Origin of the sequence: Bradyrhizobium ivorense (assembly GCF_900696085.1) — a bacterium.
Classification (GTDB): Bacteria; Pseudomonadota; Alphaproteobacteria; order Rhizobiales; family Xanthobacteraceae; genus Bradyrhizobium; species Bradyrhizobium ivorense.
The window spans coordinates 113609-136424 of sequence record NZ_CAADFC020000022.1; the positions used below are offsets into that span (position 1 = coordinate 113609).

The window sequence follows — 22816 nt, forward strand, 5'->3', positions numbered from 1 at the left end:
CCGTTACTGCCTCATCCCTGTCTGATCGGGAGTGGAGGCATCCGGACAGTCTAATCCCAATGGGATTCGGTACCTAATGAGACTTTCGGCTCGATCGGTTTGACGCAGGCCGCAGGAGAGGGGCCGGCGCGGGAGCCGCGGCGCAGGCCGGTCCTGGTATCGAGCCTTGCCGGTTCGTATTCTGGATCCGTTCCGCTAGCGGCAAGGTCACAGCTTCCGGTAGCTTGGCGTCCCGGCAGGGATCGCAAGCGGAATGGCGGAGCAGGGCACGACGCCGGGCGGCAAACGCGGCTACGCGGGGACGTGGCCGCCGCGCGCGGCCGCGCCGGCCGGCGGCTACGCGCCGGACCGTCCCAGCATCTGGCCGCCGCTGGTCGAGACGCTGCGGCAATGGGCGCGCGCGGAGGCGGGCGCTGGGCGGCTGCTGCCCTGGGTGCCGGTGGCGTTCGGCACCGGCATCGCCTTCTATTTCGCGGCCGAGCGCGAACCGATGCTGCCCGCCGCGGCAGCCGTTGCGATTGCGCTGTGCGCGCTTGCCGTCCTGCTGCGGCGCCAGCGGCTGTTTCCCGTCATCGTCATGGTAGCGGCGGTTGCGGCGGGATTTGCCACCGCGACCTGGAAGACGGCGCGCGTCGCGCACGGCGTGCTGGCGCGGCCGATGTTCTCGGTGGCGCTGACCGGCTTCGTCGAGACGCGCGACATCAGGGAGAAGACCGACCGCTTCGTGCTGCGCGTGGTCACGATGGAGAGCCCGCGGGAGACCACAAAACTTGAGCGCGTGCGGCTGTCGGTGAAGAAGGGCACCGCGCCTGAGGTCGGCAGCTTCGTCGAATTGAAGGCGCGGCTGCTGCCGCCGCTCGGGCCGCAGCGGCCGGGCTCCTATGATTTCGGCCGCGACCTGTATTTTCAGGGCATCGGCGCCTCCGGCTTCGTGATGGGCGCGGTCAAGAGTAAGGAGGCGCCGGCGAGCGGTGGCTTCGCGCTGCGCTACGCCGCCTTCATGCAGGGCCTGCGCGACGCCATTGATGCGCGGATCCGCACCACGCTCGACGGCGACCGGCGCGCGATCGCGACCGCATTGCTGACCGGCCGGCGCGATGCGATCTCGCCGCCGGTCAACGATGCGATGTTCATCTCCGGGCTCGGCCACGTGCTGTCGATCTCCGGCTACCACATGGCGGTCGTCGCCGGCGTGGTGTTCTTTGCGGTGCGGGCGCTGCTGGCGCTGTTTCCGGCGCTGACGGCCGCGCATCCGATCAAGAAATGGGCGGCTGCGGCCGCGCTGCTCGCCGCCGCTTTCTATCTCGCGCTGTCGGGCGCGGAGGTCGCGACGCAGCGCTCATTCTTCATGACGGCGGTGGTGCTGATCGCTGTCATGGTGGATCGCCGCGCCATCACGTTCCGGACGCTGGCGGTGGCGGCGCTGATCGTGCTCGCGATCGCGCCGGAAGCGCTGGTGCATCCGAGCTTTCAGATGTCGTTTGCCGCAACCCTCGGGCTGGTGGCGCTGGTGCAGATCGGGATGCCGAGCCTGTTGGCATCGCCCGACCATTCGGTGACGGCACGCGTCGCGCTGTGGGGCGGGCGCGAGCTTGCGGTGCTGGTGCTGGCCTCGCTGGTGGCGGGGCTCGCGACCACGCCCTATGCCGCGTTCCATTTCCATCGGGTGACGCCCTACGGGCTGCTCGCCAATCTCGCGGCGATGCCGGTGGTCTCCGCGATCGTGATGCCGGCGGGCCTGCTCGGGCTCGCCGCGATGCCGTTCGGGTTCGACGGCGTGTTCTGGGCGATCATGGGATTTGGCATCGACTGGATGATCGTGGTGACGCAGTGGGTCGCCGCACTGCCGGGCGCAGTCGGCCGGATGGCGGCATTCGGCACCACCCCGCTGATCGCGGCGAGCGCCGGGATCATCCTGCTCGGGCTGTTGCGCACGCCGCTGCGCTGGTCGGGCGCGGCGTTGCTGGTGGCGGCCTTGGTTTGGGCGGTGCGGGCGCCGCTGCCGGACATTCTGATCTCCGCCGATGGCCGCAATGTCGCGGTGCGCGGCGGCGACGGGCGGCTGCATCTGATGCACAGCGCGCGGGACGCCTTCGTGGTCAAGGAATGGCTGGCGGCGGATGCCGACGCGCGGACCGCGGGCGATGCGTCGCTCGGCGAGGGCGTCTCCTGCGACGAGGCCGGTTGCGTCACCCGGCACCGCGGCGGCGGCTTTGTCGCGCTGTCGACGCGGCCGGAGGCGCTGGCCGACGATTGCGAGCGGGCTGCGGTGATCGTGACGGCGCGGCAGGTCGCCCAGGGCTGCGCGGCGTCGGTGATCGATGCCGAGCGGCTGCGCCGGCACGGCGCGCTGGCGCTGCGCCGGATCAGCGACGGCTTTGCGATCGATGCGGTCAAGCCCGGCGGCATCGACCGGCCGTGGTCGCCGGCGGTTCCCGGCGACGGCGACAGCGAGACAACGCTGCGGCTGCCCGCCAGCGCGGCACGCCCCGCCGTCGATGCAACGCCGGCCGAGGCCGATCTGCAGGTCGATGATTAGTGGTGGTCGGAGGAGGGGGCGGTCGGCAGCTCGAACAGGCCGAGGTGGTATTCGTCGGCATCGGGGCCGGCGTCAGGCTTCTTGACCAGGGTGAAGACGGCTTCGGGAAACTGCTGCCAGACCTTGAGGTCATCGGCGGTCACGGTCAGCCAGCCGAACCGGAACATGTAGCGGCCCGGTTCCGTGACGCGTCCAGCTCGCTGCCATGTGACCTTGTCGACCACCGCACGTCCTCCGCGCGGGATGATGCGCCAAGGTGCCGTTCGGCGCAACCAAGGTGCCGTCCAGCGCAACCGAGCCGGCGTCCGGCGCAACCTCACTGATGCGCCCCGGAACGGAACTCCGGGGTCGCTCGAAATCGCTTTGGTCACCCGCCGCGGGACAGCTCATCCTGCGGCGACGATGCGCTCAACCCAAAAACAGCGATGCGAATGCGGAGGGCCGCCGCTCTGCGACCTTGGGCTTGTGCTCGACGGTCGGATGCAGCGCCGGCAGCTGCAGCACGGTGACGCGCTGGCCTTCGACGAGCTGGGTCACCAGCACATGGCTGCCGTCGGGGAATTCGACCGCGTCGTGATGGCGATCCGGCACGTCGGGCTCGACCTCGTTGAACACGCCGACCCGATAGCCGATCGTCTTGGTCCAGATCCACCGGCTGTCGTAGCGGACGTTCTCGACGAAGGCGAGTTCGGTGCCGGGCAGCATGCAGACCGCGACGTTGGGATCGTTCTCCGAGGCAAAACCGCGGGTCGACGTGCCGCGGAAAGTCGTGCTGATCAGCGTCTCTCCGACGACGGCGGGACGCGATTGCACCGCATGCAGGCTATAGTCACACATCGGAAGGCTCCTCTGTCGAGGTAGCGACCCGTGCCTCTCCTTGAGGCGCGGGCCTCTACCAGAGTGGACGATAGCGAACGAGTGTTTTCTCGTTTCGAGGCGATTGTACGACTGGCCACGGACGGCCTCAATCACAAACACGCTACAGCGCGTCGGCGGTATCTGGGCGCATCTGGTGCAAGTCACACGTCGCGCTATCCGCCAAGCAACGGTCCGATGTGTCGCTCCGTTCCTCGATCGGGATGACTTTTCTTCGAATCGTCATCCCGCCCGATAGTTTTGCTTGAGCATGATCTCCGCGCAGACGATCAAGTGCCGCCGGCGCCTAGTATTTCCTGTACAGGCCGATCAGCTTGCCCTGGATGCGCACCCGGTTCGGCGGCAGGATGCGCACTTCATAGGCGGTGTTGGCCGGCTCGAGCGCGATCGATGCACCGCGGCGGCGGAAGCGTTTCAGGGTGGCTTCCTCCTCGTCGATCAGCGCCACCACGATGTCGCCGGTGTTGGCGGTGTCGTTGCGCTGGATCAGCGCCATGTCGCCGTCGAGGATGCCGGCGTCGACCATGGAGTCGCCGCGCACTTCGAGTGCGTAGTGCTCGCCGGCGCCGAGCATGTCCGGCGGCACGCTGATGGTGTGGCTGCGGGTCTGCAGCGCCTCGATCGGCGTACCGGCCGCGATCCGGCCCATCACGGGGACGGCGACCGGACGGTTGCCGTCGTCCTCGGCCACCGGCGGCGTCGAGGAGCGCTTGCCGAGCGCGCCCTCGATCACGCTCGGGGTGAAGCCGCGGCGGCCATTGCCGCCGCCGGCGGCCAGTTCGGGCAGCTTGATCACCTCGATCGCGCGCGCCCGGTTCGGCAGGCGGCGGATGAAGCCGCGCTCCTCCAGCGCGGTGATGAGGCGGTGGATACCGGATTTCGAGCGCAGGTCGAGCGCATCCTTCATCTCGTCGAAGGAGGGCGGCACGCCGGCCTCTTTCAGACGTTCATTGATGAAACGCAGAAGTTCGTACTGTTTGCGCGTGAGCATCTCGAGTATTCCCCCGGTTGATAGCGTCGTTCGATTCCGAGACTTCGGAAGACCCGGAGCACGGCGCTCCGCGATGAACTCCCGATTGTAGACACCAGTACTCGAAACAAATCATGAACGGACACTATATGTTCGATATGTGTTCCGCAACCACTTAATTTCAGGTGAACGTAACGGGCAATCGGCGAAGTGGCGGCCGCGCGAGGCTCACTCCGGCATCGTGAGGATCTCGCATTCGGCGCCGCTCGCGGCCGCGGGCGCGAACGGCGGACGAACGAGAAGTGCCTGCGCCGCAGCGAGATTCCCCAGCAGCGATGAGTCCTGCTTCAGCACGGGCGTTGCGATCAGCGTGCCGTCCGCGCGCGCCTCGAGGCGGGCGCGCAAGTAATCCTCACGCTGGTCGTTGGCGGCGAGATCGCGGCCGAGCAATGCGCGCGCGCGGACGTGATGAATCACCTTGCGGCCGCTCAGTGCCCGAATCAGCGGCACCAGGAACAGGTAGGCGCAGACATAGGACGACACCGGATTGCCGGGCAGGCCGATCACCCGCATCGCGCCGAGCCGGCCGTGCATCATCGGCTTGCCGGGCCGCATCGCGATCCGCCAGAACGCCATGGTGACGCCCTCGGCCTCCAGCGACTGCTTGACCAGGTCGTGGTCGCCGACCGAGGCGCCGCCGGTGGTTATCAGGACGTCGGCGCCGGCATCGCGCGCTCGGCGGATGCCTGCGGTCGTTGCGGCCACGGTGTCGGCGGCGATCCCGAGATCGATCGTCTCGGCACCCTCGGCGCGGGCCAACGCCCGCAGCGCATAGCCGTTGGAATAGACGATCTGGCCGGGACCCGGCTTGGAACCCGGCATCACCAGCTCGTCGCCGGTTGCCAGCACCGCGACTCTGGGACGGCGGCGCACCGCGAGTTCCGGATAGTTCATGGCGGCGGCAAGCGAGAGCGCGCGGTCGGAGAGGCGGCTGCCGGCCGCAAGCAGCACGTCGCCTTCGCGGAAGTCGACACCGGGGGGACGGATATGCCGCCCGGTGACCGCCGTCTCGGTGATGGTGATGTGGTCGCCATCGACCCTGGTGTCTTCCTGGATGATCACAGCGTCGGCGCCGTTGGGGATCACGCCGCCGGTAAAGATCCGCACCGCTTCGCCGGCGCCGACGGTGCGCTCGAACGGGCGGCCGGCGGCGACCTCGCCGATCACCTTCAGCCGCGCCGACAGGTCGGCCGCATCGATCGCGCGCACGGCATAGCCGTCCATCGCCGACATCGCTTGCGGCGGCTGGGTGCGCAGCGCCGCGACGTCGCGCGCCAGCGTGCGGTGATAGGCGGCATCGAGGCCGACCATCTCCTCAGGCAGCGGCTCGGCGCCGGCGAGAATCGCGGACAGGGCATCGGCAACCGGCATCAAGGCCACGCGCGGACCTCCTCAGATTTTGCTCTCGATCCCAAGCGCGGACAGCGCCCTTGCCACGTCATCCGTCGATGTCACGTGGACGGCATGAAGGCCGCGCGCCCGCGCGCCCTCGATATTGGCCGCCGTATCGTCGAAGAACAGGATCCGCGACGCCGGCACGCCGATGGCTTTTACCACATGATCATAGGCCGCGGCGTCGGGTTTGCGCAGCCCGATCGTCGAGGACAGGAACACGGTGCGGAAATGGCTGAGCACATCGGCATAGGCGACCGAAAAATGCGCGACGTGGGCCGGGTTGGTGTTGGAGAACGCGTACAACGGCATCCGCTGGGCGGCGCCGGCGAGCAGCGGCGCGATGCCCGGCATCTCGCCGGCGAAGATCGCGTTCCAGCCCTCGAGGAACTGGGCGTCAGTGAGCCTGACGCCGAGCGTGTCGCGCAGATTGGCGAAGAACGCGGCGTCATCGATCCGGCCGATCTCGTGATGCTTGAAGCTGTCGTCGACGACGAAGCGGCCGGCGAGGTCGGCGGGCGCGCAGCCGGCGTGGCCGGCCCAGCACGCCATCACCTTGTCGAAGCTGATGTCGAGCACGACGCGGCCGATATCGAACAGCAGCACGTCGACGGAATTGGGGGAGAGATCTGGGGTCATTGCGCCGACGGTGTACGAAAATTGCGGGCAGGCGGCAATGGATTCGACGGGCTGGCGGGAGCGGGGGAGCATCGTCCGGCTCACATGCTTGCGAGTGGGATGCGTGCGGGTGGGGCCCATGCTCGGTCTCGTCGCAGCGGACGTTATTTCGAACATTCTAGAAATACCGATTGACGCGGCGTCAAGGGCAAAGCATGGTCGCATCATGAAGATCGATGACGCCGCAGCACGCCTGGAGGCCCTCGGCAATCCGACCAGGCTCAGGATCTACCGGGCGCTGGTCCGCGCCGGACATGCCGGCATGCCGGTCGGGCGTCTGCAGGACCGGCTCAGGATTCCGGCGTCGACGCTGTCGCACCACGTCAAGGCGCTGGTCTCCGTGGGGCTGATCTCGCAGGTGCGCGAGGGCACCACGCTCATCTGTCACGCCCAGTACGACACAATGCAGGGCCTGGTGGATTTTCTGGCTGCCGAGTGCTGCGCCGACGAAACGGAATGCAAAGAAGCCAAGACGGCGGCCTGATCCTTTAGCGCTTTCTTCGATGATTCCAGAAGGACAGAAAAAATGAGCGTAACGATGGTCGGCCGGCTGCGGGTGTTCCTAGTCCCGGCGGCAGGATGAGGACACGCCCTTTCGCACTCGAACATCGTTCGCTGATAGCGGCGATGTGCCTCGGACAGATCGGCAATCTGCTTCCGCATGTCGCGCTGTCGGCCAATCTCGCGCAGCACCTCATGCCTGCCTGGGGTATGAGTGCGGCCGAAGGCGGGCTGCTCGCCAGCGGCTATGCCTTTGGCTACATGCTGGCGGTCCCGGTGCTGACGACGCTGACCGATCGGATCGATGCCCGCCTCGTTCTTCTCTGCGGATCGATCGTCAGCGGACTTGCCACGATCGCGTTCGGTCTGTTCGCAGTCGGCTTCTGGTCGGGCGTGGTCATCTGGTCGCTCGCGGGTCTCGGCTTCGCCGGCGCCTACATGCCGGGGCTGAAGGCTCTGACAGATCGGCTGCCAGCGGGGAACACCTCCCGGGCCGTGACACTCTACACATCCAGCTTCTCGCTGGGCGTCGGGCTTTCCTTTCTGGTGGCGCAACTCGTCGCTGAACATTGGGGTTGGCGGGCGGCTTTTGTGGTCACCGGCATCGGGCCCGCCGTGATGGCCGTCGTGTGCCTGGCGATGGAAGAACGCAGGTCGGAGCACAAGCCCGGGCGGCTTTTGAATTTCAAACCTGTCTTCGCGAACCGCGAGGCGCTGGGCTACATCTTCGGCTATGGCGCCCACTGCTTCGAGCTCTACGGCGTCAGGACCTGGCTGGTGGGGTTCTGGGCCTACGTGACCGCGCACCAGGGCGCGCCGTCCTGGATGTCCCCGGTCGTCGTGAGTGTCGTGTTCGCTGTCATTTCCATGCCTGCCAGCATCCTCGGCAATGAGGCCGCGCTGAAGTTCGGTCGCCACCGCGCCATCACGGCGGTGATGATCGCATCTGCCTCGGTGGCGGTGCTGATCGGCTTGAACGTCGCTGCGCCGGCGTGGGTGGTCGCGTTGCTGCTGTTGGCCTACGGCCTGACCGTTCCCGCCGATTCCGGAGCGCTGACCGCCGGCATGTCGGCTGCGGCAACCCGCGAACATCGGGGTGCGACGCTCGCGCTTCATTCAACGGTGGGCTTCGGGCTTTCCGCCGCCGGCGCCTGGGGAACGGGTGTGGCGCTCGATGTCGCCGGCGGTCCGCAGAGTGCCGCCGGATGGATGCTGGTCTTCATCGTCCTCGCGGGCGGAATCGCGATGGGCCCGCTCGCGCTTCTCTGGTCGCGCGCCGGCGAGACGAAAAGCGCGATTGCCGCGAAATAACCGCGCTTGGACACAGGGAGAATGCGGGTGGATCGATCACGGCTCGGCATCATCGCGGCGCTCGGCACCGCGCAAACGCTGGCCTGGGGGTCGAGCTACTATCTGCCGGCGATTCTCGCCGATCCGATCGCGCACGATCTCGGGATTTCCAGCAACTGGTTCTTTGCGGCGTTCTCGGCATCGCTGGTGATCTCGGGGCTGCTCGGCCCGCGCATCGGCCGCCAGATCGATCGCGTCGGAGGACGGCAGGTGCTCTGCGCCTCGAACGTCGTGCTCGCGGCAGGCTTGGCGCTGCTCGGCGCCTCTGGCTCGGTGTGGACGATGTCGGCGGCCTGGCTGCTGCTCGGCATCGGCATGGGCCTCGGGCTCTATGACGCCGCGTTCGGTGCGCTGGGCCGCATCTATGGCAGCGACGCGAGGTCCGCGATCACCGGGATCACGCTGATCGCGGGCTTCGCCAGCACGGTCGGCTGGCCGCTGAGTTCGCTCGGCCTTGCGACCATTGGCTGGCGCGAGACCTGCTACGCCTGGGCGATCGCGCATCTCGTCATCGGGTTGCCGCTCAACCTGCTGCTGCCGCGGACCGTGCCGGCGGCCGCTTCCGATGGCTCTGCCGCCAAGCCCGCCATTCCGATCGACCGGACCATGGTGTTGCTGTCATTCGCGCTCGCTGCTGCCTGGACTGTGACCTCGGCGATGGCCGCGCATCTGCCGCGGATCGTCGAAACCTTCGGCGCGACTCCGGCGCAGGCGGTGTTCGCCGGCATGATGATTGGGCCGGCCCAGGTCGGCGCCCGCATCCTGGAGGCCGGCTTTCTCAGCAGATTCCATCCGCTGCTCTCCACGCGGCTCGCCTGCATCACCCATCCGGTCGGCGCCTGCGTGATCGGCGTCTTTGGCGGCGGCGCGGCGGCAGCCTTCGCGCTGCTGCACGGCGCGGGCAACGGCATCCTGACCATCGCGCGCGGGACGCTGCCGCTCGCGATCTTCGGGCCCGAGAATTACGCGTACCGGCTCGGGCTGATCGGCGCGCCGTCCCGGATCTGCCAGGCGCTGGCGCCGCTGGCTTTCGGGCTTCTGATTGAGCCGATGGGAAGGGCGGTGGTCGTCGTGTCGGCCGGGCTCAGCCTGTCTGCATTGATCGCGCTGGCGCTGTTGCCGCATGGGCGCTCGGCCGGGGCAACAGCACATAGCAAAGCGCGATAGCTGGTAGACACATCCTCGTCTACCTCCACATCGCGGCGTGAGCTATCACCGCAATGATCATATCTCGGCTCACGTCTCCCTGTGGGCACGAAATCCCGCACCTTGCATCGCCCAGGAGCCGTTGATGCGCTTGCCTGCCGTCCTCTCGTCCGCTCTGCTGTCGCTCGCGCTCGCCGCAAGTTCCGCGGCCGCCGAAGAGCTCTCGGGCACGTTGCAGAAGGTCAAGGAGACGAAGAAGATCACGCTCGGCTACCAGGAGGCCTCCGTTCCCTTCAGCTATCTCGACGACCAGCAGCGGCCGATCGGCTTTGCGCTCGATATCTGCCTCAAAATCGTCGACGCCGTGAAGGAGGAGCTCGGCACACCCGACATCGCGGTCGACTATCTTCCGGTGACTTCGTCGAACCGGATTCCGCTGATGGTCAACGGCACGATCGACCTGCATTGTTCGGCGACCACCAACAGCGCCGATCGCCAGAAGCAGGTGACGTTCACCAACACGCACTTTCTCAGTGCGACCAAATTCGCCGCCAAGAAGTCGGCCAACATCAACACGATCGACGACCTGAAGGGCAAGTCGGTCACGGCGGTGGCGGGGTCGGTCAACCTGACGCAGCTCATCAAGGTCAACACCGAGCGCAAACTCGGCGTCAATGTCTTGCCGGCCAAGGACCAGGCCGAGGCGTTCCTGATGCTGGAGACCGACCGCGCCCAGGCCTATGCGCTCGACGATGTGCAGCTCGCGGTGGCGATCGCGCGCTCGAAGCAGCCGGCGCTCTACATGATCAGCGAGGAGGCGTTCTCGAAGGCGGAGCCGTTCGGGATCATGCTGCGGCGCGAGGACGCGCCGTTCAAGGCGCTGGCCGACCGCGCCACCGCCGAGCTCTACAAGAGCCCGGAGATCGAGGTGATGTACAAAAGGTGGCTGGAGCAGCCGACGCCGCCGGTTGGCATCAACTACAACGTCCCGATGTCGCCGGCGCTGCGCAACGCATTCAAGAATCCGAATTCAAGTTACGATCCTGACGCCTATCAGGTCGCCAAATAGGCCGAGCGATCGCTGCCGGAATCAACAGAATGAGGCAGTCTCACTGCTTCGCTCGGTCTGACTGGAACACCAGTGAGGCGTGAAACAACGGCGTGGTCTCGGAGCGAACCTCAATCGCCACGTCCCGTCGTTTATTCTCGTCCGCCGCATCGCGGGCCAAGGCAGCCAAAGCATCGGTCGCTTCGACCTCGGCCGCGAGTTGGTTCGGCAGGTCCAATCCTTCGTCGGGGTAGAGGTTTTTTCCGTCTCTGATGTCGAAGAAGTAGCGCATCATGCCGACCTCGCGGGGCAACGTACAACGAAAGGCCTGCAAAGCCGTTCCTGTCCTGACGAAACAACCGGGAACCAAGCCATCCCGTGCTCACCGCCCGGTGAGTCTTCGCTTACTTGCGCCGCGGTGCCAACACCCATATGCTGGCCTCGTTCGATTAGCCGCCGTGCCTTTTTGAATGTGCCCGCGGGCTACCTTCCCAAAGACATCGCACCAGTTGAATCCGGCCAGAGGATGGTCGAGCGAACGTGTTTTTGGAGAAAGACAAATGGCGACCGGTACAGTGAAGTGGTTCAACGGCCAAAAGGGCTATGGGTTCATCCAGCCGAACGACGGCGGCAAGGATGTGTTCGTTCACATCAGCGCCGTCGAGCGGGCAGGTTTCGGCGGTCTCGCCGAGGGACAGCGCGTGAACTACGAGATCAGAACCGACCGCAAGAGCGGGAAAGACAGCGCGGACAATCTTTCGCTGTCCGAGTAACGGTTCCGTTACATCATCACGGACGTAGCGGAACGCTGGCGGCTCGCTCGATCACGCGATTGAGCGAGCGAGCCTTGTTTCGTGCAGACGAGGATCAGCATGGACGGGAAGAAGATGCTCTCGCCGACCAGCGTCGCTCGCGCCGAGCGTCAACGTCTGGCCGCAGAGGAAGGCGCGCGCGCCATGGCCGAAGTCGACCGGCAGGCCGCGGCGGTCCGCAAGAACATGGCACGGCTTCGCATCCTGAGAGAAGCCAAGGAGGCGGCGGAGGCCGGTGCCCAAGCGGACGCCCCCGTTGCGCTCAAGAAGAAGCGCAAGACGATCGGGTGACAGCAGGCTGCGGGTGTCGGCGGATTCCGGCTCCGGAAAACGGATCGCCGCGCATGACGGCGACTCTTGGAACGGCCTTTCGCGCGCGATGCCAAAAACGAAATAGCGTCTCATATACATCGGCGGGTTTTTCCGCAAAGCTTGCGGCGTTGTGACTGCTGATCGGGAGCGCTGCCGGTGACCACGCCAATTTCCATTTCACGACGGTCTGCACTCGGCGTGCTCGCCGGAAGCCTGCTTGCGGGGGCAGCGCGCGCCGAGACCGGTGCGGGAGCGGGGGCCGATCTCGGCGGCGTGACGCTGCGCGTCGCCTATTACAAGGGCGGCTGGCGGCCGCTGCTGCAGGCTGCCGGCGAGGACAAAACGCCGTACCGGATCGATTGGAAGGAGCTCAACAATGGCGTGCTCCATATCGAGGCGCTGAACGGCGATGCGCTCGACATCGGGTCTGGCAGCGAGATCCCCGCGATGTTCGCGGCGCGCCAGAACGCCAAGGTGCGCTTCATCGCCGTCACGCATGAAGACCTCAACACACAAGTGACCGTGGCAGCGAAGGATGCGCCAATCCGTTCGATCGCCGACCTCAGGGGAAAGCGGGTCGGGTATGTGCGCGCGACCACCGCGCACTATTTCCTCGCCCGGCAGCTCGAGGAAGCGGGCCTGTCGTTCGCCGACATCGAGGCCATCAACCTGACGCCGTCGGACGGCTACTCGGCGTTTGCCTCCGGCAAGCTCGATGCCTGGGCGATCTACGGCTACAACGGCCGGCTCGCGATCGCAAAGCAGGGCGCGCGCGTGCTCAAGACCGGCGTCGGCTATCTCTCCGGAAATTTTCCGATCTACGCCAACCCGAAGGCGGTCGACGACCCGCTGCGCCATGCGGCCGTGACCGACTTCCTGCTGCGCGTCCAGCGCGCCTATGCGTTCGCCAACAGGAATTTCCCGGTCTACGCCGCCGCGGTGGCGGCGGACACCCATCTGCCGGTCGAGGACCTTCTCGACCAGTTCGCCCATCGCAGCGAGGACTACGCGCTGGCCGGCGTGACGCCGGATGTGCCGGAGACGCACCAGCGGGTCGCCGATACCTTCCTCAAGCTCGGCGTCCTCGATGTCCGCACCGAGGTCGGAAAGTTCTGGGATACGAGCTTCAACGAGGCGATCGCAAAGGGCGCGGCGAAGCTGGCGACGCTCTAAAAGCAAGAAGGCCGCACGCGCGAAATCGAGAGTGCTGTCGTTCGTTTCAGCCGGCGACGTACTCCTGAATACGGGCGGCGGCCTGACGGAGCTTCGCCTCGTTCTCGCTCGCCAGCGCGAGATAGCTGAGCGAGTGTTCGTAGTAAACTCGAAGCCGCACATCGCCGAACTGGAGGGTACCTTCGACGAAATCCTCTCTCATCTCATATGGTGGGAGAGATCATGGCGGCCGAACGCTCCAAACTAGCCTTGATGGTGCACGATCGGTTGATGGAATGGCCCCGGATGTCGCTGCGCCCATCCGGGCTGCGCCTGCTGGCTGATCTGTCTTCTGTCCGTTAGTCGATGGCGATCGCGTTGACCTGCTCGCGGGGCAGTTCCGGCCTTGCCGCTCTATCGGCCATGACGCGGCGCGTATATCGTCTGGCGCCAACAGAAGATCGCTCCGGCCCCCGCCGGGCAGCGACCAAGACGCGAGGAAGCCCGATGTCCGACACACTCCTGTTTTCGCCGCTGTCGATCCGCGGTGTCACGCTGAAGAACCGCATCGTGGTGCCGCCGATGCACCAGTATTCGGCGGAGCAGGGCTTTCCGACCGACTGGCACCTGATGAATGCCGGCAAGTTTGCCGCCGGCGGCACCGCGCTCGTCATTGTCGAATCGACAAAGGTGGAGCGGCGCGGCTGCGGCACGGTCGGCGATCTCGGGATCTGGGACGACAGGTTCATCGAACCCTTGAAGCGCCTCGCCGGCTTCATCAAGCAGCAGAACGCGGTGCCCGGCATCCAACTCGGCCATTCCGGCCGCAAGGCGCGCGCCAGCCGGCCATGGGAAGGCGATCGGCCGCTGCAGCGGACACCCGAGATCGAGGACTGGGACGCCTGGACGCCGGTGGCACCGAGCGCAATTGCCCATAGCGAGCGCTGGCCGGTGCCACGGGCGCTGGAAACGGCCGAGGTGAAAGACCTCGTCGCGGCCTGGGGGCAGGCGGCCCGGCGCGCGCATCAAGCCGGCTTCGAGGTGCTGGAACTGCACGGCGCCCACGGCTACCTCGTGCACGAGTTCCTGTCCGAGCGCTCCAACCAGCGCAGCGACGCTTATGGCGGCTCGGAAGCCGGCCGGATGCGCTTCCTGATCGAAGTGACGGAAGCGGTGCGGGCGCACTGGCCGGATCACAAGCCGCTGTTCGTGCGGCTGTCGGTCGAGGACCATGCCGGTTGGGGGCCGCAGCAGAGCGTCCGGCTGGCCAAGATATTGAAGCAAAAGGGCGTCGACGTGATCGACTGCTCCTCGGGCGGCATCACCGAGCTGGCGCCGATCCTCGGCAAGGAGATCAAGTACAACTATCAGGTGCCGCTGGCGGAATATGTCCGCTTCCATGCCGATATCATGACCATGGCGGTCGGGCTGATCATCCATGGCGACCAGGCCGAACAAATCCTGCGTGATAAACAAGCAGATTTGATCGCCGTCGGCCGCGAAATCCTCAATAACCCGAACTGGCCGATGGATGCCGCGCTCAAGCTCGGCGTCGACGGCCCGTTCCGCAACGTGCCGCCGCAGTTCGGCTATTGGCTGGGCACGCGGGCCAAGCGCGGGTTCGGGACGGCGCCGTCGACCTGGCAGAACGGATTGGCCGAACGGCTTGCGGGAGACGAAAAGGCATCGTGACAAGACCGTAACGCACCGGCGACGGCGCGGCCTTGATGCGACCAAAAAGCCATTGTGTGGTGCCCCGGTCGGGGTGGGGCCGATTGTTGCGAAACATGTCCGGCCATAGCGAAAAGGGATCGATGATGCGCAAGAACGTTGGCTTTTTCCTCGGCTCAGTTGCGGGGGCGTGCCTCACCCTGCTCGTAACCTCGCCGCAGGGTGCGCATCTCGTCAACGCAGCCAAGGCCGCCGCGCGCTCCGACAACACCTATTCGCAGCTCAATCTGTTCGGCGAGGTGTTTGAGAAGGTCAAGTCCGACTATGTCGAGAAGCCCGACGACGCCAAGCTGGTCGAGGGCGCGATCAACGGCATGATCTCCTCGCTCGATCCGCACTCCCGCTACATGAACGAGAAGGGCTGGGCGGAGATGCAGGAGACCACGCATGGCGAGTTCGGCGGGCTCGGCATCGAGGTCACGATGGAGGACGGCCTGATCAAGGTGGTGGCGCCGATCGACGACACCCCGGCCTCGCGCGCCGGCATCATGTCGGGCGACGTGATCACCGCGATCGACGACGAGCAGATCCAGGGCATGACGCTGGACCAGGCCGTCAACAAGATGAAGGGCACGCCGGACAGCTCGATCCGGCTGAAGATCATCCGCAAGGACGCCGACAAGCCGATCGATCTGGCGATCGTCAGAGAGATCATCCGCGTCCGCCCGGTGAAGTATCACGCCGAGGGCGGCGACATCGGCTACATCAGGGTTTCCTCGTTCAACGAGCAGACCACCGAGGGACTGCGCAAGGCGATCTCCGACATCCAGAAGCAGATCCCGCAGGACAAGCTCGTGGGCTACGTCATCGACCTGCGCAACAATCCGGGCGGGCTGCTCGACCAGGCGGTGTCGGTGACCTCGACCTTGATGCAGCGCGGCGAGGTGGTCTCGACCCGCGGCCGCCTGCCGGAGGAGACCCAGCGCTTCACCGCGCATGGCGGCGACATGACCAAGGGCAAGCCGCTGGTCGTCCTGATCAACGGCGGCTCGGCCTCGGCCTCCGAGATCGTCGCCGGCGCGCTGCACGACCACAAGCGCGCGACGCTGATCGGCACCCGCTCGTTCGGCAAGGGCTCGGTGCAGACCATCATTCCGCTCGGCCCCGGCAACGGCGCGCTGGCGCTGACCACGGCGCGCTACTTCACGCCGTCGGGCCATTCGATCCAGGCGCTCGGCATCAAGCCCGACGTCGAGGTGCTGCAGGACGTGCCCGACGAGTTCAAGACCCGCGCGGAGATCAAGGGCGAGATCTCGATGCCCGGGCATCTCCTCGGCGAAGGCCCCGAGCAGGCCGGCTTGTCGGCCGGCTCGCAGTCCTACGTGCCGCCGGACGAGAAGAACGACAAGGCACTGGCCGCGGCCTTCAAACAGCTGCGCGGCGTCACCGTGAACGCCGACGCCAAGAACGCCGACAGCAAGACCGTGCAGAAGCGGCCGGTGCCGAACTAGGCCTGCTTCTGCTTCACCTCGCCCCGCTTGCGGGGAGAGGTCGGATTGCATCGCAGATGCAATCCGGGTGAGGGGGACTCTCCGCGAATCCAGCTCCCACCGTATGCGCGGAGGCAGCCCCTCACCCCAACCCTTTCCCCGTAAGAACGGGGCGAGGGAGCCCACGAGCTCACGCCGCGCCGGCGAACGGTTTGCGCCGGCGCATGCGGGTTGGACCGGCGGCGGGCGGGCCGTGGCGGTGCGCGGCGAGCAGCTCGCGGATCTGCGCGGCGGGTTTCGGCGCGCTGAACAGATAGCCCTGCATCTCGGAGCAGCCGAGCTCGCGCAGCAATTGCTGCTGCTGGGCGGTCTCGACGCCCTCCGCCGTCGTCGTCATGCAGCGCTCGGTGGCGATGTTGACGACGGCCTCGACGATGCCGGCCGAGCCCTGCGGATCGGCGATGTCGGTGACGAAGCAGCGGTCGATCTTGATCTTGTCGAACGGAAAACGCTTCAGATAGCTCAGCGACGAATAGCCGGTGCCGAAATCGTCGAGCGCGATGCGGATGCCGATGGCGCGCAGCTGATGCAGCGCCGACAGCGCGGTCTCGTCGTCGCGGATCAGCACCGCCTCGGTGATCTCGAGCTCGAGCCGGCCGGCCGGCAGGCCCGAGGCCGCAAGCGCCGCGATCACCTTCAGCGCCAGCGTGCCGCTGCGGAACTGGACCGGCGAGACGTTGACCGCGAGCTTGACCTGGTCGGGCCAATTCACCGCTTCTCTGCACGCCGTCAGCAGCACCCATTCGCCGAGTTGGTTGATCAGGCCGGTTTCCTCGGCGATCGGCACGAAATCGGCCGGCGAGATCATGCCGCGCAGCGGATGGCGCCAGCGCACCAGCGCCTCGCAGCCGTTGATCTCGTTGCTGCGCAGATCGAGGCAGGGCTGATAGTAGACTTCGAGCCCGCTGCCGGCGGCGATCGCCTGGCGCAGCTCCATCTCGAGCTCGCGGCGGGCGCGGGCGTCGGCGTCCATCGCCGGCTCGAAGAAGCGCGAGGTGCGCCGGCCGGCCGACTTCGCCGCATACATCGCAAGGTCGGCGTTCTTCAGGATCGTGTCGAGATCGGTGCCGTGCTGCGGCGCCAGCGCGATGCCGATGCTGGCGTCGGTGGTGAGCTGGTGGCCGAGGCACTGATAGGGCGCACGGATCGCCTCATAGATCCGCGCGACGAGCTCGGTGACCTCGGCCGGGCTCTTCAACCCGGTCTGCACGATGGCGAACTCGTCGCCGCCGAGGCGGGCGACGAAATCGCCTTCGCCGATCACGCGGTTCAAGGTCTTGGCCACCGACTTCAAAAGCTCGTCGCCGACCATGTGGCCGAGCGAATCGTTGACGCCCTTGAACTCGTCGATGTCGATATAGAGCACCGCGAGCTGGCTGGCCGGCGTCACATGCGGCAGCTCGCGCTTGATCTGCTCGCGGAACAGGGTGCGGTTCGGCAGGTCGGTGAGCGCATCGTAATGGGCGAGGTGGGTGATGCGTTCCTCGGCGCGGCGGCGCTCGGTGATGTCCTCGTGGGTGGCGAGCCAGCCGCCGTCGGCGAGCGGCTCGTTGACCACCTGGATCGAGCGTCCGTCCGGCGTCGAGATCACCATGGTGTTGCGGGTGCCGACGTCGCGCAGCACCAGCCCGACATAGCGCTCGACGTCGCCGCGGAACGAGCCGGTGGCGTGGCGATGGGCGATGACGTCGTGGAAGCTGCAGCCGGGCCGGATCACGTCGGCGGACAGGCCGTACAGCTCGATATAGCGCTTGTTGCAGATCACCAGGCGCTGCGAGGCATCGAACAGCAGCAGCCCCTGCGTCATGTTGTTGACGGCGGTGTCGAGCCGGAGTTTTTCCAGCGTCAGGCGCTGCTGCTGGGCCCGGTGCTGCTGCAGCAGCTTGCGCACCACGAGCGTCAGCAGGATCGCGATCGCCAGCACCGAAGCGCTGGTCACCGCGATCAGAATGCCGATCTGCTCGCGCCAGATCGCCAGCGCCGCCGTCGTGGTCGTCGTCGCCACCACGACGATCGGGAAGCTGGTCAGCGCCCGCGACGACACCAAGCGGTCCTCGCCGTCGATCGGGCTGGTCAGTCGCGAGGTGCTTTGCGGCAGGTCGAACACGTTGAGCTGGCTAGGCGGGCCGGCGCGAAAATTCCTGCCGATCAGCTCCTCGACATGCGGGTAGCGCGCCAGCAGCGTGCCGTCGCGATGGTGCATCGAGATCGCGGCACCTTCGCCGAGCGCGACGGTGGCGAAGAACCGCTCGAAATGGGCCGGCTCGATGCCGCGGCCGACCACGCCGAGGAACTCGCCGTTCGGTCCGGTCACCTTGCGCAGGATCACGGTGGTCCAGTTGCCGGTGACGCGGCTGTGCAGGGGGATAACCAGCATGTCCGGCGACGAGGTGCTCGACTTGAACAGGCGGAAATAGTCCCGATCGGCAATGTTCGCCTGCGGCAGCGGCCATGCCATCGAGCTGTTGATCAGCGCGCCGTCGGCGTCGAACACGTTCAGGCTGCCGACATAGGACAGCGCGTCGATCTTGGACTTGAGCATGGCATGGATGTCGGCGCTCGCCATCCGGTGCCGGTAGTTCTCGGCCGTCGCGATCCCGTTGATGCGCATGAAGGCGATCAGGTCGCTCTGTACCACCTCGAAATCCTCGAGCTGCTGGTCGAAATGCCGCGCCAGCAGCAGCACGGTGTTTTCCAGCTCGCGCTCGCTGTTGCGCAGCGCGCGCTCGCGAAAATTTCCGGCCATCAGCGTCGCGCCGATCGCGATCGCGGCCATCAGCACGGCGCCGCCGAGGATCAGCCAGCGGATCGGTCCGCTGCGAAACACCGAGCTGACGTTGAACGAGGCGCTGCCGTCTGACTTCATGGGATCCGATCGCTTCCAGGCATTTCACCCGGAAGTAGCTTGCGTGCACTTCCGGCCCGCGAAAGTCGTATCCAATCGAGATGGAGCTGCGGTTAGCGAGACTGGTTAACGAACGGTTGCCGGTGATCGCGAAACAGGGGCCGCCGTCCCGCAGCAAGCAGGCTTTCGGCCCCGTATATGCGGCGTTTGCATATCGACGGGGAGCCTGTAGACTTGAGATCAGTCCCCTGAATGAAAAAGCCAAACAACCGCGCTGTCGAACGGCGGGTCAGGGACAGCAATTGGAGGAAATGCATTTCAATGGGGGTCATATGTCGAACCTGGGCGTCCTGCTGGGCAGCCTGAAGTACCAGGTCTCACGCCCGATCGCTTTTTCACCGGTCAGCGCCGATGTCTGGCGAGGCGCCGGTCTGACCTGCGCGCGGACCAACTTCGCGTTCTCCTCGGAAGCGGCCTTCAGTTCGCTCACCATCCAAAGGGCGACAAGAAGCCTGACCGACGCCTTGCGCCCTGCCAGAATTGACCTGGGCGGTGTTCTTTCCGCGAACGTCCCCGAGCAGGATTACCGCGCCCGCGTGACGGCGCCGATGACATGCGCAACACTTTTCCTGACCCGGCCGCTGTTGGAAACGGCGCTCGATATGACCTACACGCCGTCGGTCAGCGTTCAAAATCTGACTAAGGTCCGGACCGCCGGCGTCGTCGCGCACTTGATGCAGGCACTGATCGAGGATGCGCAGGCCGCCAGCCCGGGCGGGCCGTTGCTGGGTGAGTCGATCATCGCGGCGATCATCCAGGTTCTTCATCCGGTTGAGCTTGGAAAGATGGAGATTCGCGACCGGCGCCGGGCGGCGCTTTGCTCGAAGGATTTGCGGACGGTAACGGAATTGATCGATGCGCGCTTGTCGGCTCCCCTGCACCTGGAGGATCTCGCAAAAGCTGTAGATCTGAGCATTCGCCAGTTCTCGCGGCTGTTCAAGAATGCAAAGGGGGTTTCCCCGCATCAGTACGTTGTCAATGCGCGCGTCGAACGGGCTCGCCATCTCATCTCATCGACGCAGGAGCCGCTCGATGAGATTGCCTGGTCGGTCGGCTTCGCCAGTCGTAATCACATGGCAACCGCTTTCGGCAGGGTGCTGGGCGTCGCGCCGTCGCATTTTCGTCACAGCCGGCAAAAATAGTTGGTGTGCGGACACGTGGCGTGTCCGCTTTGTATACGCGTGACGTTTTCAAGGTCGGGCGAGGCTGAGCCGTGTTGCTAACTGATCATGTTTTTCTGGGAGGAAAACATGATGCTCGATTTCGTCTCTGTTCGATTTGCAAAAGCAAACGGGAGATTTCTGCGGAAACCCACGATCACGTCCGGCGGCGTGCTTCTGCTTGCTGCTGCATTGCTGATGCTCGACACCTCTGCAAGCCACGCCCAATCGCGATATGTCAGCTTGACCGCGTTCGGCGACAGCTACGCAGATAGCGGCATAAACAACTTTCTCAAGGTCGTCGCCAATCCTTCGGCGTATCCGTCTTCCGGTGCGTCGCCCTCGGCGGTAGCCGCAGCGACGCCTTATGTCGCGTACCCGTATTGGATCCAGAGCCAGCTCGGGCTCGCCGATGCGCAGGTCAAGAACTATGCGATCGGAGGATCGACGACCCAGGTTCTGAACGCCTACGGAACTTCGGTCAGCCTTCCGTTCCAGCTCGCCAACTGGAACGGGAAGACATTCGGACCGAATGACCTCGTCACGATTTCGATCGGGGGGAATGATGCGCTCACCGCAAGCGGTGCGGTCTATCCTCTGCTCGGCTTTGGGCCGACCGGGCAGCAATTCACGGCGAGTGCGGCGACCACGCTTGCGAGCCAGTCGACCGCAAACGCCACCGCGGCCATCAAACAGCTCGCGGCTGCCGGCGCGCGGAATTTCGTCCTGGCTGGCTTCTCCGATATGAACGGTTTGCCTCAATCGGCCGCAGCTCCGTTTCCCGCCAATCAGACGCTCTACAGTCAGGTATATTTCCAGGGGCTGCAGACGAGTCTGCAGCCCCTGGCGCAGTCGGGCATCCGCATCTTCCTTGTCGACGAGGCGAAGCTGATCCGGCAGGTGGGCGCCAACCTAGCCGGTTACGGCTTCAACTCCTATCAATACGTCAATGCATCCCAGCAAAGCCTCTTCCAGCCCGAAGGCGTGCATCTCACCACACACGGCTTCGAGGTGCTGGCGGCATACATGACGAACCTCATCAAGGCTCCCGACACGGTCGCGGCCCAGGGAGAGATTTCGCAACTGGTGGCGGCGAATTTTGCCGGTTCGATCTTCCAGCGGCTGGACGCCTACCGCAATGTCGGCTCCTACGGCGAGTCGCTGAACAATGCGCTCGCCTATGCTCCGGCGGGCACGCCGACGAAATATGTGAAGGCTCCTCCAGGCAGCGAGATGCCTCTGTCCGTTTATCTCGAAGGCAGCCACTATTCGGGTCGGCGCGACGACAGCGTAGGGGCCAACGGCTTCGATTATGATGTAGAGGGGGCCACCTTCGGATCGGCCTATCGGGTCAACCCCAATACGCAGGTTGGCGTCGCCTTCAACTATTCCAATCCAAAGGCCGATCTCACGCATTCAGCCGGCAAGATCGACGTCAACACCTATCAGTTCGGTGCATTCGTCTCCTCCGAATACAGGAACTGGTTCGTCGACGCGGTGGCAACCTATGGCCACAACCAGTACCGGCTCGAACGCGCCGGCATATTGGATGTGGTGCGAGCCACGACGTCAGGCGATACGTTCACGATCGGGGCGAAAGGCGGTTATCTGTTCGACCTCGGATCGGTCCGTTTGGGGCCCATCGCAGCGCTGAATTATGCGAGGTCCCACATCGGCGGCTATACCGAAGCCGGCGACCCGTTGCTGACGTTCAGCGTGTCGCAACCCGACCTCGAATCCCTGATAGCGAGCGCGGGCATCCAGTTGCGGGCACCGTTTTACATCGACACCACGAGGGTGAGCCCGTTCCTGAACCTGACAGCCGAGCATGACTTCATCGGAAGCGATCGAACGATCCTTTCGATCGAGACGCAGGCGCCGCTATTGCCGATCTATTCGGCCGTGCCCGGCCTCACCGCCGGCACCTATGGCAAGGTGGCGGGCGGGCTCAGCGCACAATTCAGCGATCGGTTCAGCGCCGAATTGCACGCGGCCAGCACATTTGCACGCGCGAGCGGCAACGATTTTGGTGTCGGTGGCAGCCTCAAGCTGGCCTTCGCAGCGCGATAGGCCGTCAGCGGGAGCTGGTAGGGAAAAGCCCCGTCCGACCATGCCAATGCCTGGTCGGGCGATGGCGCTCCGCAAAACCGATCCATCGGGATAGACTGCGGATCGGCGGCTTCATGCACCGGCGCGAAAATGCCCGGACTTGCCACCGATCTTTTCGATCAGGTGGATGCCCTCGATGCGCACGCCGCGCTCCACCGCCTTGATCATGTCGTAGATCGTCAGGCACGCGACCGACACCGCGGTCAGCGCCTCCATCTCGACGCCGGTCGGCCCGGTCACCTTGACGGTGGCCCGCACGATGCAGCCCGGCAGCTTGGCGTCGGTTTCGATATCGACGGTGACCTTGCTCAGCGCCAGCGGATGACAGAGCGGGATCAGCTCCGAGGTCCGCTTCGCGGCCATGATGCCGGCGATCCGCGCCGTCGCCAGCACGTCGCCTTTCTTGGCCTGGCCGGAGGAGATCAGCGCCAGCGTCGCCTTGCTCATGATGACGCGGCCTTCGGCGACCGCGGTCCGCTCGGTCGCCGGCTTGGCCGAGACGTCGACCATCCGCGCCTCGCCTTTGGCGTCGATATGGGTGAGGGCGGCGCCGGACCCGGTGGCTTTGGCCTTTCGCGCCATCGC

The 22816-nt window shown here is 65.7% G+C and carries 21 protein-coding genes; 12 read left to right on the forward strand and 9 right to left on the reverse strand.

Features of this window, described 5'->3' with window-relative positions:
- Positions 1-253: 253 nt before the first annotated feature.
- Entirely contained in the window at positions 254-2539 is a 2286-nt protein-coding gene (locus CI41S_RS28220) for a ComEC/Rec2 family competence protein (RefSeq protein WP_139862559.1), read from the forward strand.
- On the opposite strand, the gene CI41S_RS28225 is transcribed toward CI41S_RS28220, so the two are convergent.
- The 5 genes from CI41S_RS28225 to CI41S_RS28245 form a co-directional block, all read right to left on the reverse strand.
- Positions 2536-2763: a hypothetical protein gene (locus tag CI41S_RS28225; protein WP_139483823.1), complete on the reverse strand. Its 228-nt coding sequence runs from the start codon at positions 2761-2763 to the stop codon at positions 2536-2538. The two genes, CI41S_RS28220 and CI41S_RS28225, sit on opposite strands and share 4 nt — an antisense overlap.
- Before the next feature lie 184 nt (positions 2764-2947).
- A complete protein-coding gene (locus CI41S_RS28230; protein WP_139483822.1) occupies positions 2948-3376 on the reverse strand; it encodes a hypothetical protein in 429 nt (142 codons plus the stop codon).
- A gap of 325 nt (positions 3377-3701) precedes the next feature.
- A complete protein-coding gene (gene lexA, locus CI41S_RS28235) occupies positions 3702-4406 on the reverse strand; it encodes a transcriptional repressor LexA (RefSeq protein WP_139483821.1) in 705 nt (234 codons plus the stop codon).
- Between the two features lie 207 nt (positions 4407-4613).
- On the reverse strand, positions 4614-5825 hold the full coding sequence (locus CI41S_RS28240) for a molybdopterin molybdotransferase MoeA (RefSeq protein WP_139862560.1): 1212 nt from the start codon (positions 5823-5825) through the stop codon (positions 4614-4616).
- Between the two features lie 12 nt (positions 5826-5837).
- Positions 5838-6476 (reverse strand): HAD family hydrolase, encoded by a 639-nt coding sequence (locus CI41S_RS28245; RefSeq protein WP_139483871.1) that lies wholly within the window; start codon positions 6474-6476, stop codon positions 5838-5840.
- Between the two features lie 205 nt (positions 6477-6681).
- Between CI41S_RS28245 and CI41S_RS28250 the strand changes: the two genes are divergently transcribed.
- From CI41S_RS28250 to CI41S_RS28265, 4 genes are all read left to right on the forward strand, one after another.
- A complete protein-coding gene (locus CI41S_RS28250) occupies positions 6682-6999 on the forward strand; it encodes an ArsR/SmtB family transcription factor (protein ID WP_139483870.1) in 318 nt (105 codons plus the stop codon).
- A gap of 143 nt (positions 7000-7142) precedes the next feature.
- Complete coding sequence (locus CI41S_RS28255; RefSeq protein WP_172628219.1) at positions 7143-8327, forward strand: MFS transporter; 1185 nt, start codon at positions 7143-7145, stop codon at positions 8325-8327.
- A gap of 27 nt (positions 8328-8354) precedes the next feature.
- Complete coding sequence (locus CI41S_RS28260) at positions 8355-9533, forward strand: MFS transporter (RefSeq protein WP_139862562.1); 1179 nt, start codon at positions 8355-8357, stop codon at positions 9531-9533.
- 124 nt (positions 9534-9657) lie between these two features.
- Positions 9658-10581, forward strand: a complete 924-nt coding sequence (locus CI41S_RS28265) for an amino acid ABC transporter substrate-binding protein (RefSeq protein WP_139862563.1) — start codon at positions 9658-9660, stop codon at positions 10579-10581.
- Positions 10582-10621: 40 nt separating this feature from the next.
- On the opposite strand, the gene CI41S_RS28270 is transcribed toward CI41S_RS28265, so the two are convergent.
- Positions 10622-10855 (reverse strand): DUF6894 family protein, encoded by a 234-nt coding sequence (locus tag CI41S_RS28270; RefSeq protein ID WP_139862564.1) that lies wholly within the window; start codon positions 10853-10855, stop codon positions 10622-10624.
- A 265-nt stretch (positions 10856-11120) separates the two neighbouring features.
- Here CI41S_RS28270 and CI41S_RS28275 point away from each other — a divergent pair, with 265 nt between their 5' ends.
- From CI41S_RS28275 to CI41S_RS28285, 3 genes are all read left to right on the forward strand, one after another.
- Positions 11121-11333 (forward strand): cold-shock protein, encoded by a 213-nt coding sequence (locus CI41S_RS28275; protein WP_139483815.1) that lies wholly within the window; start codon positions 11121-11123, stop codon positions 11331-11333.
- A gap of 99 nt (positions 11334-11432) precedes the next feature.
- Positions 11433-11663 carry a transcriptional regulator gene (locus CI41S_RS28280; RefSeq protein ID WP_139862565.1) on the forward strand — a complete coding sequence of 77 codons (231 nt, stop codon included), beginning with the start codon at positions 11433-11435 and terminating at the stop codon, positions 11661-11663.
- Between the two features lie 177 nt (positions 11664-11840).
- Positions 11841-12857: an ABC transporter substrate-binding protein gene (locus CI41S_RS28285; RefSeq protein WP_244622315.1), complete on the forward strand. Its 1017-nt coding sequence runs from the start codon at positions 11841-11843 to the stop codon at positions 12855-12857.
- 46 nt (positions 12858-12903) lie between these two features.
- Here the strand turns inward: CI41S_RS28285 and CI41S_RS43705 are convergent, their stop codons facing one another.
- Positions 12904-13059: a hypothetical protein gene (locus CI41S_RS43705; protein ID WP_172628220.1), complete on the reverse strand. Its 156-nt coding sequence runs from the start codon at positions 13057-13059 to the stop codon at positions 12904-12906.
- 284 nt (positions 13060-13343) lie between these two features.
- Here CI41S_RS43705 and CI41S_RS28290 point away from each other — a divergent pair, with 284 nt between their 5' ends.
- Together CI41S_RS28290 and CI41S_RS28295 are read left to right on the forward strand one after the other, a co-directional pair.
- Entirely contained in the window at positions 13344-14528 is a 1185-nt protein-coding gene (locus tag CI41S_RS28290) for an NADH:flavin oxidoreductase/NADH oxidase (protein WP_139862566.1), read from the forward strand.
- Between the two features lie 125 nt (positions 14529-14653).
- On the forward strand, positions 14654-16018 hold the full coding sequence (locus tag CI41S_RS28295; RefSeq protein WP_139862567.1) for a S41 family peptidase: 1365 nt from the start codon (positions 14654-14656) through the stop codon (positions 16016-16018).
- Between the two features lie 169 nt (positions 16019-16187).
- On the opposite strand, the gene CI41S_RS28300 is transcribed toward CI41S_RS28295, so the two are convergent.
- The gene (locus CI41S_RS28300) at positions 16188-18923 is read right to left on the reverse strand and encodes a bifunctional diguanylate cyclase/phosphodiesterase (RefSeq protein WP_139862568.1); all 2736 of its coding nucleotides are present in this window, start codon (positions 18921-18923) and stop codon (positions 16188-16190) included.
- 311 nt (positions 18924-19234) lie between these two features.
- Between CI41S_RS28300 and CI41S_RS28305 the strand changes: the two genes are divergently transcribed.
- Both CI41S_RS28305 and CI41S_RS28310 read left to right on the forward strand, forming a co-directional pair.
- Entirely contained in the window at positions 19235-20104 is an 870-nt protein-coding gene (locus tag CI41S_RS28305; RefSeq protein WP_172628221.1) for a helix-turn-helix domain-containing protein, read from the forward strand.
- A 108-nt stretch (positions 20105-20212) separates the two neighbouring features.
- Positions 20213-22192, forward strand: coding sequence for an autotransporter domain-containing protein (locus CI41S_RS28310; RefSeq protein ID WP_172628222.1), 1980 nt, complete (start codon positions 20213-20215; stop codon positions 22190-22192).
- A 111-nt stretch (positions 22193-22303) separates the two neighbouring features.
- Here the strand turns inward: CI41S_RS28310 and moaC are convergent, their stop codons facing one another.
- Complete coding sequence (moaC, locus tag CI41S_RS28315; protein WP_139862571.1) at positions 22304-22813, reverse strand: cyclic pyranopterin monophosphate synthase MoaC; 510 nt, start codon at positions 22811-22813, stop codon at positions 22304-22306.
- Between the last annotated feature and the right edge of the window lie 3 nt (positions 22814-22816).

Coding starts and splice junctions, on each gene's coding strand:
- CI41S_RS28245 (WP_139483871.1), bottom strand. CDS start 6,476: ATGACCCCAGATCTCTCCCCCAATTCCGTCGACGTGCTGCTGTTCGAT.
- CI41S_RS28295 (WP_139862567.1), top strand. CDS start 14,654: ATGCGCAAGAACGTTGGCTTTTTCCTCGGCTCAGTTGCGGGGGCGTGC.
- CI41S_RS28300 (WP_139862568.1), bottom strand. CDS start 18,923: ATGAAGTCAGACGGCAGCGCCTCGTTCAACGTCAGCTCGGTGTTTCGC.
- CI41S_RS28275 (WP_139483815.1), top strand. CDS start 11,121: ATGGCGACCGGTACAGTGAAGTGGTTCAACGGCCAAAAGGGCTATGGG.
- CI41S_RS28220 (WP_139862559.1), top strand. CDS start 254: ATGGCGGAGCAGGGCACGACGCCGGGCGGCAAACGCGGCTACGCGGGG.
- CI41S_RS28265 (WP_139862563.1), top strand. CDS start 9,658: ATGCGCTTGCCTGCCGTCCTCTCGTCCGCTCTGCTGTCGCTCGCGCTC.
- CI41S_RS28250 (WP_139483870.1), top strand. CDS start 6,682: ATGAAGATCGATGACGCCGCAGCACGCCTGGAGGCCCTCGGCAATCCG.
- CI41S_RS28290 (WP_139862566.1), top strand. CDS start 13,344: ATGTCCGACACACTCCTGTTTTCGCCGCTGTCGATCCGCGGTGTCACG.
- CI41S_RS43705 (WP_172628220.1), bottom strand. CDS start 13,059: ATGAGAGAGGATTTCGTCGAAGGTACCCTCCAGTTCGGCGATGTGCGG.
- CI41S_RS28270 (WP_139862564.1), bottom strand. CDS start 10,855: ATGATGCGCTACTTCTTCGACATCAGAGACGGAAAAAACCTCTACCCC.
- CI41S_RS28310 (WP_172628222.1), top strand. CDS start 20,213: ATGATGCTCGATTTCGTCTCTGTTCGATTTGCAAAAGCAAACGGGAGA.
- lexA (WP_139483821.1), bottom strand. CDS start 4,406: ATGCTCACGCGCAAACAGTACGAACTTCTGCGTTTCATCAATGAACGT.
- CI41S_RS28280 (WP_139862565.1), top strand. CDS start 11,433: ATGGACGGGAAGAAGATGCTCTCGCCGACCAGCGTCGCTCGCGCCGAG.
- CI41S_RS28230 (WP_139483822.1), bottom strand. CDS start 3,376: ATGTGTGACTATAGCCTGCATGCGGTGCAATCGCGTCCCGCCGTCGTC.
- CI41S_RS28255 (WP_172628219.1), top strand. CDS start 7,143: ATGTGCCTCGGACAGATCGGCAATCTGCTTCCGCATGTCGCGCTGTCG.
- CI41S_RS28305 (WP_172628221.1), top strand. CDS start 19,235: ATGTCGAACCTGGGCGTCCTGCTGGGCAGCCTGAAGTACCAGGTCTCA.
- moaC (WP_139862571.1), bottom strand. CDS start 22,813: ATGGCGCGAAAGGCCAAAGCCACCGGGTCCGGCGCCGCCCTCACCCAT.